13 protein-coding genes are annotated in these 13491 nt (G+C 64.9%); 6 read left to right on the forward strand and 7 right to left on the reverse strand.

Annotation, left to right across the window (positions count from 1 at the left end; all coding sequences use genetic code 11):
- Positions 1–17: 17 nt before the first annotated feature.
- Positions 18–1454 (reverse strand): MFS transporter, encoded by a 1437-nt coding sequence (locus ACVILL_RS29925; RefSeq protein ID WP_456732342.1) that lies wholly within the window; start codon positions 1452–1454, stop codon positions 18–20.
- Positions 1455–1581: 127 nt separating this feature from the next.
- Between ACVILL_RS29925 and ACVILL_RS29930 the strand changes: the two genes are divergently transcribed.
- Complete coding sequence (locus tag ACVILL_RS29930) at positions 1582–2493, forward strand: LysR family transcriptional regulator (protein ID WP_456732343.1); 912 nt, start codon at positions 1582–1584, stop codon at positions 2491–2493.
- Between the two features lie 20 nt (positions 2494–2513).
- On the opposite strand, the gene ACVILL_RS29935 is transcribed toward ACVILL_RS29930, so the two are convergent.
- Positions 2514–3416, reverse strand: a complete 903-nt coding sequence (locus tag ACVILL_RS29935) for a LysR family transcriptional regulator (protein ID WP_456732344.1) — start codon at positions 3414–3416, stop codon at positions 2514–2516.
- A 214-nt stretch (positions 3417–3630) separates the two neighbouring features.
- Here ACVILL_RS29935 and ACVILL_RS29940 point away from each other — a divergent pair, with 214 nt between their 5' ends.
- On the forward strand, positions 3631–5145 hold the full coding sequence (locus ACVILL_RS29940; RefSeq protein ID WP_456732345.1) for an MFS transporter: 1515 nt from the start codon (positions 3631–3633) through the stop codon (positions 5143–5145).
- 51 nt (positions 5146–5196) lie between these two features.
- Here ACVILL_RS29940 and ACVILL_RS29945 read toward each other — a convergent pair whose 3' ends face one another.
- Positions 5197–5601, reverse strand: a complete 405-nt coding sequence (locus ACVILL_RS29945) for a cupin domain-containing protein (protein WP_456734398.1) — start codon at positions 5599–5601, stop codon at positions 5197–5199.
- Positions 5602–5704: 103 nt separating this feature from the next.
- The gene (locus ACVILL_RS29950) at positions 5705–6106 is read right to left on the reverse strand and encodes an Ohr family peroxiredoxin (RefSeq protein WP_456732346.1); all 402 of its coding nucleotides are present in this window, start codon (positions 6104–6106) and stop codon (positions 5705–5707) included.
- A 148-nt stretch (positions 6107–6254) separates the two neighbouring features.
- On the opposite strand from ACVILL_RS29950, the gene ACVILL_RS29955 reads away from it, so the two are divergent.
- Together ACVILL_RS29955 and ACVILL_RS29960 are read left to right on the forward strand one after the other, a co-directional pair.
- Positions 6255–6722 (forward strand): MarR family winged helix-turn-helix transcriptional regulator, encoded by a 468-nt coding sequence (locus tag ACVILL_RS29955; RefSeq protein WP_456732347.1) that lies wholly within the window; start codon positions 6255–6257, stop codon positions 6720–6722.
- Positions 6723–6845: 123 nt separating this feature from the next.
- Positions 6846–7313 (forward strand): EF-hand domain-containing protein, encoded by a 468-nt coding sequence (locus ACVILL_RS29960; RefSeq protein WP_456732348.1) that lies wholly within the window; start codon positions 6846–6848, stop codon positions 7311–7313.
- Here ACVILL_RS29960 and ACVILL_RS29965 read toward each other — a convergent pair.
- Complete coding sequence (locus ACVILL_RS29965) at positions 7310–8656, reverse strand: ATP-binding protein (RefSeq protein WP_456732349.1); 1347 nt, start codon at positions 8654–8656, stop codon at positions 7310–7312. The two genes, ACVILL_RS29960 and ACVILL_RS29965, sit on opposite strands and share 4 nt — an antisense overlap.
- Positions 8653–9375: a response regulator gene (locus ACVILL_RS29970; protein ID WP_456734399.1), complete on the reverse strand. Its 723-nt coding sequence runs from the start codon at positions 9373–9375 to the stop codon at positions 8653–8655. The genes ACVILL_RS29965 and ACVILL_RS29970 overlap by 4 nt, the downstream gene beginning before the upstream one ends.
- Positions 9376–9661: 286 nt before the next feature.
- Here ACVILL_RS29970 and bamA point away from each other — a divergent pair, with 286 nt between their 5' ends.
- Both bamA and ACVILL_RS29980 read left to right on the forward strand, forming a co-directional pair.
- Entirely contained in the window at positions 9662–12172 is a 2511-nt protein-coding gene (gene bamA, locus ACVILL_RS29975; protein ID WP_456732350.1) for an outer membrane protein assembly factor BamA, read from the forward strand.
- 142 nt (positions 12173–12314) lie between these two features.
- Positions 12315–12866, forward strand: a complete 552-nt coding sequence (locus tag ACVILL_RS29980) for a carboxymuconolactone decarboxylase family protein (RefSeq protein ID WP_456732351.1) — start codon at positions 12315–12317, stop codon at positions 12864–12866.
- Between the two features lie 8 nt (positions 12867–12874).
- Here the strand turns inward: ACVILL_RS29980 and ACVILL_RS29985 are convergent, their stop codons facing one another.
- Positions 12875–13426, reverse strand: a complete 552-nt coding sequence (locus ACVILL_RS29985) for an AAA family ATPase (protein WP_456732352.1) — start codon at positions 13424–13426, stop codon at positions 12875–12877.
- Positions 13427–13491: the final 65 nt, after the last annotated feature.

A 13491-nucleotide genomic window follows, 5' to 3' on the forward strand; every position in this document is an offset into this window, starting at 1 on the left:
CAGCGGCGATATCGATTTCAAATCGCCGGCTCGCGCGGCAGCCACAGCGATAGCCAGCCGCCGAGCGCCAGCAGCGCGACGTTGCAGCCGAGCGCGATCGTGAAGGCGTGCGCGTAATCATCGGCTTGCGGATGCGGCCCGAGCAGGCTGTAGAACACGCCGCCGATCACGGCGACGCCGAGTGCGGCGCCGATCTGGAAGGTCGAGATCATCATGCCGGACGCAAGCCCGGCATGGCGCGGATCGATGCTCCCGATCACGGCCCTGATGACCGAGGGCATCACGGTGCCGAAGCCGAGCCCGCCGCAAATCAGGCCGAATTCAAGGCTTTGCGACAGCGTGCCGCTGACCGACAGAATCACGATCCCGAAGCCGATGACCTGGAGCGCGAAGCCCAGCGTCAGCGCGCGCGTGCCGAGCCATCGCATGACAAGCGATGAGACGAGCGAACTCACGAAGAAGCCGGTGGCGAACGGCAGGGTGGCGAGGCCGGCCGCCAGCGGCGATTGATGTCGTCCGCTTTGCAGGTAGACCGCAAAGGTCAGATAGAACGACGACAGCATGTAGAAGACGAGCGCCATCAGCAGCCCGATGACGAAATCACTGTTGCGCAGCAGATGCAGGGCGACCAGCGGATCGCCGCCGCGCGCAGAGAGGTGCGCCTCGAAGCGGATGAAGGCCGCAAGCATCAGTGGAGAGGCGAGCAGCATCGCAATGATCCAGGCAGGCCAGCCGGATTCCCGGCCCTCGATCAGCGGGTAGACCAGGAGGCCGAGCGTGAGCGACAGCAGGATGACGCCGCCGATGTCGAGCCGCTGCGCGTGCTCGGCGCGCGAGTCGGTCAGGTAAAGCAGGCCGCCGATGAACGCGGCGAGGCCGATCGGCACGTTGATCAGGAAGATCGCCTGCCAGGCCAGCCCGAACGGATGGGCCGAGACCAGGACGCCGCCCAGCACCTGGCCGCAGATGTTTGCCAGGCCAAACGTCGCGCCATAGAAGCCGAGCGCGCGGCCCTGTTCAGCCGCTGGGAACAGCACGCGGATCGAGGCCAGCACCTGCGGCGCCATCACGGTGGCGGTGAGGCCTTGCAGGATGCGCCCGGCGACCAGAACCGGCGGCGACCACGCGATGCCGCACAGTACGGACGCGATCGTGAAGCCGGCGACGCCGACGAGGAACATGCGCCGCCGCCCCAGGAGGTCGCCGAGCCGGCCGCCCGTAATCAGGAAGACCGCGTAGGTCGCCGCATAGGCCGCGATCACGAACTGCACTTCGCTCGCCGTCGCGCCGAGATTGTCGCGGATGGCGGGCAGTGCGAGGTTGACGACGTTGAAATCGAGGATCGGCAGGAAGGCGCCCGTGAGCAGCACGGGCAGCGCCAGCCATCGCCGCGGGTCGACCGTTGCCGGCCGGCTGTCGTGCAATCGGAATGTCTCGGTGGTCTCGCTTGTCACCTGGCAGCTCCTCCCGGCGATCGACGGCGGGTCGCCTAAGGCACGCGATGTCGATCGAAACATCGAGAAGATGGCCTGTCCGTCCATGATAAGATATTCTCCAGATATGCGAAGTGAGTTTGCAAAAATGCGCGGCCCTCTCGACTGGAATGACCTCCGTCTCGTGCTTGCAATCGCGCGGGAGGGCAGCCTGTCGGGGGCGGCGCGCAAGCTCGGCGTCACGCATTCGACGGTGTTTCGTCGCCTTGGCACGATCGAAACCGCGATCGGAACGCGGCTGTTCGAACGTTTCCGCGACGGCTATGCGCCGACGCCGGCCGGCGAGACCGCGGCGGCATCGGCGGCGCGGCTGGAGGACGAGGTGCTTGCGCTCGAGCGCCGGCTGGCGGGACAGGACCTACGGCCGTCAGGCACGGTGCGGATCACGACAACGGATACGCTCGGCGCGGTGCTGGTGCGGCATCTGCCCGCGATGCGCGCCGCGCATCCGGAGATCCAGCCGGAGATTATCATCTCCAATGCGATGGCGAACCTGACGCGCCGCGAGGCCGAAATCGCGATCCGGCCGACGCCGGCCCCGTCCGAACTGCTGGTCGGACGCCGCATCGCCGACATTGCCCATGCGGTCTACGGATCGCGCGCCTATCTCGCCCGGCGCGGCGACAAGGACCTGTCGGCGCATGACTGGGTCGGGCTCGACGACGCGCTGGCGGGGACCGTCATAGCCGGCTGGATGCGCGAGAAGCTGCGTGCGGCGCACATCGCCTGTCGCGTCGACGCGCTTCCCGCGCTCCGCGATGCTGCCGTGGCAGGAATGGGCCTTGCTCTGCTTCCCTGTTATGTCGGCGACCTTGCGCCCGCGCTGCACCGCGTGACACCGAAGGCACTGGCCGAGCCGCGCTCGGCGCTGTGGCTATTGACGCATGACGACCTCAAGCGCACCGCGCGCATCCGCGCGACGCTCGATTTCCTCGCCAAGGCGCTCGCGTCGGAGCGTGCGCTGTTCGAGGGAAAACGCGCCGGCCGCGTCCGGCGCTAGTCGGCCGGCGCGCGGATCGTTCACATCTCGAGAACTTCCGTCGGGACGGTCCTTGCCGCGTGATCCGCGGGTAGCCGGTGGTGTTCACGAAAGGCGCTGACGATCGTTTTCAGCGCTACACGCGATTTTGCATCCGTGAGCGCCGACAGCAGCACGATCTCCGACGGCGGAAGCGCGGGCAGGCCGAATCGCCGGCCGACCTCGATCGTCCCGGCCGGTGCAAGGCGGCAGGAGAACACGGATGTGGCAAGGCCGGCGGCAACCGCGTCGGCGACGGCAAAGGATCCGCAGCCGAGAAAGCTTTCCGTCCACCGGATGCCGGCCGCCGCGAGCGCGCGTGTCGCGATGTTGAGCACGCCGCAGGATGGCGAGGAGGCGGCGAGGCGCAGCGGCTCACCGGCGCGATGGACAAAGTCCGGCGTGGCGAACCAGCCATAATGATCCGTTGCCAGCATCTCGCCGTCGCGGCGATCGTCCTCGCGGCGGATGATGACGGCGTCGATGTCGCCGCGATCGAAGGCCGTGAGCAGGTCGCGGGAATCATCGAGCCGTACCTCGATGGTGAGCGCCGGGTCATGCGCATGGAGGCGCGCCAGCAGGGTCGGCACCTCGGCACCGCCGACATGCGTGGCGATGCCGAGCGAGAAGCGACCTTGCGGCACGGACGACAGCCCAGCGACGGCGCGATCATGCGCGGCGAGCAGGTCGCGTGCGGGCGCGAGGAACGCAGCACCCTGTGTCGACAGGCGCACCAGCCGCGGCGTCCGCTCGATCAGTCGATGGCCGACCTGGCGCTCCAGCCGCTTCAGCTTGACGCTGATCGCGCCCTGCGTCGTGCCGAGCGCTTCGGCAGCGCGGGTAAAGCTCTTGAGGTCGGCGATGGTCACGAATGTCTTCACGGCGTCGACGTCGAGCGTGGTCATGTCAGTCATCCGGATTTGTTGTCTCTGAAATATCTAGTCATCCAATTCACCAATGCTCAAGCCATGACTAGCTTTGCGTCGTGAAGCGCCGCGGCCACCCGATTCCTGCCGCTGCCGCCTCAATACATCGTGAGTCGATCGATCGACGCTGCTGCCAGCACCCTGGCAACAGCGTGCGGTATGCCGTTGGCTCGCCACAACAAAAGGCCTGATCATGTCCACTGAATTGAGCCGCCGCGGTGCCGTCGTGCTGTCCGCCGTATGCCTAGCCTGCCTGATGTTTGGATTGGAGATATCCAGCATTCCCGCCATCCTGCCGACGCTTGAGCGGGTGCTGCATGCCGACTTCAAGGCGCTGCAATGGATCATGAACGCCTACACCATCGCGGTGACCACGGTGCTGATGGCGATCGGGACGGTGGCGGACCGCTACGGGCGCAAGCGCATCTTCCTGGTCGCGATCGCGGCGTTCGGCATCACGTCGCTGATCTGCGGCATGTCTCAAAGCGTCGAAATGCTGATCATCGCCCGGTTCCTGCAGGGCTTGAGCGGCGGCGCGCTCTTGATCTGTCAGATCGCCGTGTTGTCGCACGAATTCCAGGGCGGCCGGGTGCGCGCCGTTGCCTGGGGCTGGTGGGGCGTTATTTTCGGCCTCGGCCTCGGCTTCGGGCCGATCATCGGTGGCGCTGTCGCCGCAGTGCTGAGCTGGGAGTGGGTGTTCCTCGTCCACGTGCTGTTCGCAGCCGTTGCGTTCGTGCTCACGATCGGTGGCGTGCATGAGTCGAAGGATCCGAAGGCGAGCAGCCTCGACGTCGCCGGCATCGTGACGATGTCGCTCGCGGTGTTCTGTCTCGCCTTCTACATCACGCAGGGACCGGATCTCGGCTTCGCCGGCCCGAAGGGGCTCGCAATTCTCGGCGTCTCCGCCGTGAGCTTCGTCGCATTCCTCGTTGCCGAGAAAGTCAGCCGACGGCCGATGTTCGACTTTTCAGTGTTTCGGATTCCGGCTTTCTCCGGTTCGATCATCGGCTCTGCCGCGATGAACATCAGCTACTGGCCCTTCATGATCTATCTGCCGATCTGGTTTCACGCCGGTCTCGGCTATGACAGTGTATCCGCCGGACTTGCCTTGCTTGCCTACACGCTGCCGACACTGGTGATGCCGCCCTTCGCCGAACGGCTGTCGCTGCGCTATCAGCCGGGCGTGATCATTCCGGCGGGGCTATTCGCCATCGGCGCCGGCTTCATGCTGATGAAGTTCGGCAGCGCCGCCGCGCGGCCGGACTGGCTGACGATGCTGCCGGGCTGCCTGCTTGCCGGAATCGGCCTCGGCATCACCAACACGCCGGTCACCAACACGACCACCGGCTCGGTCTCGAACGACCGCGCCGGCATGGCCTCGGGCATCGACATGAGCGCGCGGATGGTGTCGCTGTCGGTCAACATCGCGCTGATGGGCTTCATTCTGGCAAGCGGCGTGCTCGCGCATCTGAGGGCGGTACTGCCGGCACTAGACGGCGCACAGCTCCGCGTCATCGCCGAGCGGATCGCGTCCGGCGATGCCGCATCCGCGCCGGAGCTGACGGGCCCGATCATGCATCAGGCACTTGCGAGCGGTTTCGGCTGGGTGATGCTCTATGGCGGCATCGGTGTGTGGATCCTGGCCGCGATCAGCTTCCTGATCTTCAACGCGCGGCCGGTGCAGGCCGAGGTTCCCTGCACGAAGTGAACCTGATCTTGCCGCGCTCGCCCCAAGCGTGGGGCGGGCAGGCGGGTTCGGTCACTTCACGAGGGTCAGCAGCGGCTTGTCCTTCTCGACGATGTAGGTCGCAAGCTCGCTGGCCGTCACGTTGCCGACGTTCTTCGCCGCATGGACCGTGCCCGCGGGAATGAACAGCACGTCGCCGGCCTTCAGCGTCGCCGGCGGTCTGCCGTCGACGTCGTATTCGAGCGTGCCTGATAGCACATAGATGATCTCTTCGCCCGGATGGGTGTGCCGGCCGAACGCCTTGCCTGGCTCGATGTCGACCCGCACCTGAACGGCTTCACGCCCGGGGGCGCTGAGGTCATGGCGCTGCAAGTCGGTTCGCGTGAAGCCAGCCGGTTGCTGCGCCTGCGCGCTCGGGATCGTCAGGAAACTTCCGGCGATCAGAGCCGCCCTTGCGAGCAGGCGCGTCGCCTTCATCAGCTTGCTGGTCATCTCGAATTCCTCGATTGGTCTCTCTGGGCTTCTTTCGACCGCGAACCGGCATTTGCCGGCCCGCGTCGGAGGTCGTCATGGGCTCGTTTCAGACAAGGGTGGTGGTGACGGCGATGTTGCCGTGGACCGCCTTGGAGTAGGGGCAGATGCCGTGCGCGGCCTCGATCAGCTCCTGCGCAACCTCGCGCTCGACGCCGGGAACGTGGACGTTGAGGCGCGCGCTCAGGAAGAACGCGCCGCCGGCCTGGTTCAGATCGATCTCGGCGTCGACCTCGGGCTCGCTCGCGAGCTTGATCTTGCGCTGTCCGGCGGCGAGCTGGATCGCGCCGATGTAGCAGGCCGACCAGGCGGCGGCGAACAGGTTTTCGGCGGCCGGGTGCGGCTGCGCCAGCCTGATGTCGAGGAAGCCGTCGCGCGAGCGCGCGGCGCCGTTCGCGCCGGCGGTGACGTGGGTCTTTCCGGTGAAGAGAACCTTGGCATTGGCGGTCATGGCGAACTCCTGTTGGATGAAGTTACATCGTATCCGATCTAATCGAATACGATGTGAAATAAACCCGTGATCCGGCGATGTCAAGCACTTCCGATTTAATCGGATGCGATTTATATTGGGCCGGACTTCACGAACTCCGGAGACGCCCGTGACCCGCACCTCGAAGGCCGAGACCAAGGGCCGAAAACTGTCGAATTTTCTGTGCTTTGCGGTCTATTCGGCCAATCTGGCCTTCGGCCGCGCCTACAAGCCGATCCTGGATGCGGTCGGCCTGACCTACACCCAGTACATCGCCATGATCGCCCTCTCGGAGGCCGACGATCAGACCGTCAGCGCGCTCGGCGAAAAGCTGTTCCTGGAATCCAACACGCTGACGCCGATCCTCAAGAAGCTGGAGCAGAGCGGCTACATCAGCCGCACCCGCGATCCCGCCGATGAGCGGCAGGTGCGGGTGAGCCTGACGCCGGCTGGCCGGCGCCTGCTCGACAAGGAGATCAACGCGTCCCTGGTCGAAGCGACCGGGCTCGGCGACGAATTTCCGATCGTCCAGAAGAGCGTGGTCAGGCTGCGCGACAATCTGCTGCAGAACACTCGCGGTGATCTGAAGAGGAGCTGATGCTGAGGCAGCAAATTGTAACGTGCTGTGTCCACGTCGCAGCCTTCCGCATTTTCGCCACGGCGCGACCGGCAACTCGATTTCGCTTGGCGACGACGCGGAGGAGAGATCGAATTGCGCGCAATGTTACGATCCATCTGCGGGATGATCGCCGCGATGAGCCTGCAGCTTGCAGCGGCGCAGCCGGTGTCGCCGGACCAGGCGCAGCCTTCGCCGCGCGCGGATGCCGACCGCTCGCCCGCGAACGCGGCCGAGATCTGGGACGGCAATCATGACGGCGTCTACACCTGCGACGAGTGGAAGGACTACCTCGGCAGGTTGTTCGATCGCGCCGACCGCAATCACGACGGACAGCTCACGCCTGCGGAGTTCGAAGGCGTTCGTCGCGCCGGCAGCGCACTCGCCGATGCCGATTTCGGCTATTTCGACGAGAACCAGGACGGCAAGATCGCCCGCCGCGAGTTCGTCGAGAAGCGGAGCGAGTTCATTCTGCAATTCGACAAGAACGGCGACTGCCGTGTCACGCCGGACGAACTGAAGGGCACCGGGACTGACCAGAAGCGGCCAGGCGGCAGGGGCAAGCGATCCTAGCCGGACACGAGCTCGCGAAGCGCGGGCCGAGACGGGCTTGCCCCGCTTCGATCCGATCCGAGATGCACGGCTCCCGGCAATGCGATGCGGACAAGCAGGCCGTGCGGCACATTGTCGTGCAGGGAAAGCTCTCCGCCATGCCCGCATACCATGGCATGAGCGATCGAAAGGCCAAGTCCGAAGCCGCTTTTCTCGTCCATGGTGCGCGCCTCGTCGCCGCGGACGAAGGGCTTCAACATCTCGGCCCGGCGGTGCTCGGGAATCCCTGGGCCGTCGTCCGAGACGTCGATGGTGGCCCGATCGGCGGTAGCGGTCAGCCGGATATCGACCTCGCTTCCGAACCGCAGGGCGTTTTCGACGAGGTTGGTCACGGTGCGGCTGATCTCGCTCGGGCGGATCGAGAGCGAAGCCCTGAGCGGGCCCTGGTAGCGCACGACATGTCCGCAATCGGAGAATTGCTCGCAGATCGTCTGCAGCAGGGCGGCCACGTTCACGAGGGTCGGCTTCGCCGCGCTGCCGCCGCTCAGGAATGACAGCACGGATTCCAGCATGGCCTGCATCTGGTCGAGGTCGTGCAGGGTCTCTGCGCGCTGGGCATCGTTCTCGATATATTCGGACCGGAGCCGCAGCCGGGTGATCGGCGTGCGCAAATCGTGACTGATGGCAGCGAGCATCCGCGTGCGGTCATTCATCAGGGTGGTGATGCGTTCGCGCATGCGATTGAGCGCGACCGCTGCGGCGCGGATTTCCTCCGGACCGGTCTCAGGAAGCGGCGCAGCCGCCTGGCTGATGCTGAAATTCTCGGCGGCGCGGGCAAACGCGGAGAGCGGAGCACTGAGCGCGCGGCCGGCCCACACCCCGAGCAGCGTGACGCTTACGAACAGGAACAGGATCGTGCTGACCCAGAAGCCTCCGAAGAAGGGCGGGATTTTTGTCGGGCCGATCGTCGCTACGACCACGGCCCCGTCGGGCAATCGAATCGTCGTCGGCACGGCTTTCGTGGACGAAGCCGGATCGACGGTGCTCGTGCCTGTGGTCCCGGATGAACCATCACCGGACAGGCCTGGGCTTGCTTCGTGCAGCGCGATGTGGAGGGCGGGGAAGGCTCGCCTTGCAGCTTGCAGCACCATTGCCCGGTCGGCACCGAAGCTCTCGGCCAGAAGCTTTGCGATCATTTTGAACTGATGGACGGGCCGGTCCGGGAACGTTCTCGGTTTCTGGCCGACGATGTAGAGCCCGATCAGCGCGTGAATCAGCACGAGCGACAGCAGGATCAGCGCGGCGATCTGGCCGCTGATCCGCCGGAAGCTGAACAGCGCGGCGATCCTGCGGGTCCAGCTCATGCCTCCTCCACATGCGGCGTGAAGATGTACCCACCGGTGCGCACCGTCCGGATCATCGACGATCCTTCGGTCGTGTCGAGCTTGCGGCGCAGCCGGCTAACCAGCACGTCGATGCTGCGCCCGAACGGGCTCGCCGGCCGGCTGCGCGTCATGGTCAACAGGCCATCGCGCGTCAGGATCCGGCCGGGCCGTTCGCAGAACACCTGCAGCAGGTCGAACTCCGCGCTCGTCAGCGGAACCTGGGCACCGTCGGGATCGCGCAGTTCGCGCAGGCGAAGATCGATGATCCAATCCTGAAAGCGCAAGCGGGCGGCGCTCGGCTCGGAGCGGCCGGCAAGGCCGGCCTGGGCCTGGCGGCGCAGCACGGCGTTGATCCGCGCCAGCAGCTCGCGCGGATTGAAGGGCTTGGCGAGATAGTCATCCGCGCCCATCTCGAGCCCGATGATCCGGTCGAGGTCTTCGCCTTTCGCCGTCAGCATGATGATCGGAATCGTCGAGTCGCCGCGCAGGCGCCGGCACAGGGTCAATCCATCTTCTCCCGGCAGCATCAGATCGAGCACGACGAGATCAAGCGAATGGCCAGCAAGGTAACGATCCATTTCCCTGCCGTTCGAGGCGGTGGCCACCAGGCAGGACTGGTCGCGGAGGTAGCGGGCAATCAAGTCTCTGGTTTGCAGATCGTCTTCGACGACCAGGATCTTTGGCGCGTGTGCAAGCATGGTCCGCGACTGGGCCTCGTCATAGGAACGTTTCGCGCGCATTCCAGCACGCGCTCAGCCACCCATTAACCAGCATACGCGTCGCTTGTGGGCGGCATTGCGCCTTTTCGTGAGCATAGTGTTTCTGAATTGTGAGCGTCGCCAGCGGCCGGAAACAAACCGTGACGGCGGCTGCGTCGCGCGGCGCTCACAGTCCCAAATCACTGGAAATAATCCCGCAATCCTGCAGCCACACCGCAGCCATCACCGTCCCGTCACAACGGGCGGCTTGTTCGCGAGGTGTGGAATGAAGACGTGGCGGAGTTTTGTCGCGGCGATCGTGCTGCTGGGCTCTTCGGTCCCGGGGACGCCGGTGACATGGCTGGCGTTGGCGCCGGTTGCGGCCCAATCCGTTGATGCGATCACGGTTGAAGGCAACCGGAGGATCGAGGCGGAGACCATCCGCTCCTATTTCCGGCCGGGGCCCGGCGGCCACCTCGATCAGGCCGCGATCGACGACGGGCTCAAGGAGCTGGTCGGGACCGGGTTGTTCCAGGACGTCAAGATCAATCACGTGGGCGGACGGATCGTCGTCTCGGTGACCGAGAATCCGGTGATCGACCGTGTCGCGTTCGAGGGCAACAAGAAGATCAAGGACGAGCAGCTCTCGGCCGAGGTGCAGTCGAAGCCGCGGGGCACGCTGTCGCGGGCGACGGTGCAGTCGGACACGTTGAGGATTGCCGAGATCTATCGGCGCTCGGGTCGCTACGACGTGCACGTCACGCCGCAGATCATCGAACGCTCGAGCAACCGCGTCGATCTCGTCTTCACCGTCGACGAGGGCGCAAAGACCGGCATCAAGACCATCGAGTTCATCGGGAATAACAGCTTCTCGACGTCACGCCTGAAGGACGTGATCAAGACTCATGAGACGAACTTCCTGAGCTTCCTCGGCAACGCCAACATCTACGACCCCGATCGCGTCGAGGCCGACCGCGACCTGATTCGCCGGTTCTATTTGAAGCACGGCTACGCCGACGTGCAGGTCGTCGCCGCGCTCGCCGAGTATGACCCTGAGCACAAGGGTTTTCAGGTGACGTTCAAGATGGAGGAGGGGCAGCAGTACCGCGTTGCGACCGTGAGCTTCCGCTCGACCATTGCGGGCTTCGATCCGAATACCCTGAGGTCACTGTCGCGGGTCGGGGAAGGCTCGCTCTACAATGCCGAAGCGGTCGAGAAGTCGGTCGAGGAGATGCAGATCGAAGCGTCACGGCGCGGCTATGCCTTCGCGGTGGTCCGCCCGGATGGTGACCGGAATTTTGAGGCCCACACTGTGGGGATCGTGTTTCGTGTCGAGGAGGGGCCGCATACCTATATCGAACGCATCGATATTCGCGGCAACGGCCGCACGCGCGACTACGTGATCCGGCGTGAGTTCGATCTCTCCGAGGGTGATGCGTATAACCGCGCGCTGGTCGATCGTGCCGAGCGGCGGCTGAAGAATCTGGACTACTTCAAGACGGTCAAGATCACCACCGAACCCGGTTCATCGAGCGACCGCGTTGTTCTGATCGTCAATCTGGAGGAAAAGTCGACCGGCGACTTCTCCGTCTCGGGCGGTTACTCCACGACCGACGGCGCGCTCGCCGAGGTCAGCATCTCCGAACGCAACCTGCTCGGCCGTGGCCTGTTTGCCAAGGCAACGGTCAGCTACGGCCAATACTCGCGCGGTCTGTCGCTGTCCTTTGTCGAACCGTATCTGCTCGACTATCGCGTCGCGCTCGGGCTCGATGCGTATTACAAGGAGCAGTTGCCAACCGACTACACGACCTATGGCGTGAAGACGATCGGATTTTCGCCGCGGCTTGGGCTCGCCTTGCGCGAGGACCTGACCCTGCAGTTGCGGTATTCGCTCTATCAGCAGGAAATCTCGCTCGATAGCGCCTACGCGAACTGCAACAACAATTCGTCCAACGCCTCGCTCGCGTTCAATCCGACGCCCGCCTACATCCAGAGTGTACTCGGCGGCGTCGATCCGACGAACTCGGCCTCATCAGGGCTGTATGGATATGGTTGCTATGGCGACGGCGAATCCACCTTGCCCGTCCGCAAGGAACTGGCGGAGGGGCCGACCTGGACCTCGATGCTCGGCTACACCCTGACCTACAATACCCTCGACAACAACAAGAACCCGACCGACGGCCTGCTGGTCGATTTCAAGCAGGATTTCGCCGGCGTCGGCGGCGACGTGACGTATCTGAAGAGCGCGGTCGACGCGAAATATTATACGCCGCTGGTGTCCGACCTGATCGGACTGATCCACCTGCAGGGCGGCCTGCTCACCAAGGTCGGCGACAACGATCTGCGCATGCTGGATCATTTCCAGATGGGGCCGAACCTCGTGCGCGGCTTCGCCACCAACGGCATCGGGCCGCGTGACATCACCTATGCGAGCTTCGGGGCGGTCGGGGACGCGCTCGGCGGCACCAAATATTGGGGCGCGTCGATGGAGCTGCAGATGCCGTTCTGGTTCCTGCCGTCGGAGGTCGGGCTGAAGGGCGCGGTCTATGCGGACGCCGGCTCGCTCTGGGGTTATCAAGGCCCGACGTCGTGGGCCGCGACGGGCGAGGTGAATACGGCCGCCTGCAAATGCGGCCTGCAATATGACGATGAGAACGTGGTGCGGACCTCGGTCGGCGTCGGCCTGATCTGGGCGTCGCCGTTCGGGCCGCTGCGCTTCGATTACGCCGTGCCGATCACGAAGGGCAAATACGACATCGTGCAGGAGTTCAGGTTCGGCGGCGGGACGTCGTTCTAGTAACGCGATGGTTTTGCAGCGCGGGTCACCGCCTCTGGGGGCGCCGACCTGACGCGATACTTGCCATGCGGCTCTGCGGCTTGCGGTGTCAGGCGAAGCGGGGCAGGCTGGATCCGTTCAACTCCGATCCGAGGCAAGATCCATGTCGCGCGTGTCCATCAAGACGAAGAACGACCTGCCGGCCGAGCTCAAGCCGCTGTGGGACAACATGACAACCTATGGTGCATTCGAGAACCAGGCCGGTGTCATGGCGCAGCGTCCGCCGATCTTCAAGCACATGTGGTCGCTGCTGGTCGATCTCGCGGACGAGGCGGTGATCTCGAAGCGGCATCTCGAACTGGCGCTGGTGACGGTGTCGCTGTTGAACAAGTGCGACTATTGCGTGTCGCACCATGCGCCGAAGCTCGCGATCCAGGGCGTCTCAGAGGCGGGCGCCGAGCGCTTGCTCGACTATCAGGATCATCCCGAGCTCGACGCGGTCGACAAGCTCGTGGTCGAATATGCGATCGCCGTCACCAACAACTGGAACAGGACCCGCGACGAGATTTTTGCGCGGCTGCGCGAGCATTTCTCGGAAGCCCAGATCGTCGAGCTGACCTGGCGGATCGCGCTGTGCGGCGCCTTCAATCGCTTCAACGACATCCTGCAGCTCGATGTCGAGCAGGGCGTCCCGCATCGCGAGGCCGCCGAGTGACGGCCTGATCAGGCCACAGGTGCAGCGCAGCCGCCGAGCGTTGCCAGCACGAAATCGGCGCGCGCGGATGGCGATACTTTCGGCAGGATGATGACGTCGTAGCCGAGCGAGGGCAGCGTCTCCATCAGCCGTTGATACTCCGCCGTCGCCGTCTCGAACCCGTGCCGCCGCTCGGTGTCGGTGACGTAGATCTCCAGCCATGGCGGTGTCATGAACACGCGCCGGTGGTAGCGATAGACTGAGCAGACCGGGCGCAGCACCGGCTCGCCCGTCAGGTCTTCCAGCGCCGACGCCGCGTCGACCAGGCCGCGATCGAAGAATACCCATCCGGAATGGGCTTCGGCCAGCGTCATATCGTTCAGCGCGACGTCGATGGCACGACGCAGGAAGGCCGCGGTATCGAGCCAGGGCAACGCCTTGCCGCCGGAGGCGAGCTCATCGGCGACGATGCGGCGGCCGGGCTCCTCCACGACCGGGTAGCCGCGGGTGCGCAGCTCGGCCAGCAAGGTCGATTTTCCGCCGCCGGAGCAGCCGGAGATCAGCACGAAGCGGTTTTGCAAGAGGTCTCCTTTCGTTGATCATGATGAGGCGTGAGCCGGCATTCCGCGGATGCGGGCTGCCGGAC

This window comes from Bradyrhizobium sp. USDA 3364 (assembly GCF_054056355.1).

What these genes read in the sequence shown, in the direction of transcription:
- ACVILL_RS29945 (WP_456734398.1), bottom strand. Translation starts at nt 5,601, where the DNA reads ATGAAGGCGACGCGCCTGCTCGCAAGGGCGGCTCTGATCGCCGGAAGT.
- bamA (WP_456732350.1), top strand. Translation starts at nt 9,662, where the DNA reads ATGAAGACGTGGCGGAGTTTTGTCGCGGCGATCGTGCTGCTGGGCTCT.
- ACVILL_RS29950 (WP_456732346.1), bottom strand. Translation starts at nt 6,106, where the DNA reads ATGACCGCCAATGCCAAGGTTCTCTTCACCGGAAAGACCCACGTCACC.
- ACVILL_RS29980 (WP_456732351.1), top strand. Translation starts at nt 12,315, where the DNA reads ATGTCGCGCGTGTCCATCAAGACGAAGAACGACCTGCCGGCCGAGCTC.
- ACVILL_RS29935 (WP_456732344.1), bottom strand. Translation starts at nt 3,416, where the DNA reads ATGACCACGCTCGACGTCGACGCCGTGAAGACATTCGTGACCATCGCC.
- ACVILL_RS29930 (WP_456732343.1), top strand. Translation starts at nt 1,582, where the DNA reads ATGCGCGGCCCTCTCGACTGGAATGACCTCCGTCTCGTGCTTGCAATC.
- ACVILL_RS29940 (WP_456732345.1), top strand. Translation starts at nt 3,631, where the DNA reads ATGTCCACTGAATTGAGCCGCCGCGGTGCCGTCGTGCTGTCCGCCGTA.
- ACVILL_RS29965 (WP_456732349.1), bottom strand. Translation starts at nt 8,656, where the DNA reads ATGAGCTGGACCCGCAGGATCGCCGCGCTGTTCAGCTTCCGGCGGATC.
- ACVILL_RS29960 (WP_456732348.1), top strand. Translation starts at nt 6,846, where the DNA reads ATGTTACGATCCATCTGCGGGATGATCGCCGCGATGAGCCTGCAGCTT.
- ACVILL_RS29970 (WP_456734399.1), bottom strand. Translation starts at nt 9,375, where the DNA reads ATGCTTGCACACGCGCCAAAGATCCTGGTCGTCGAAGACGATCTGCAA.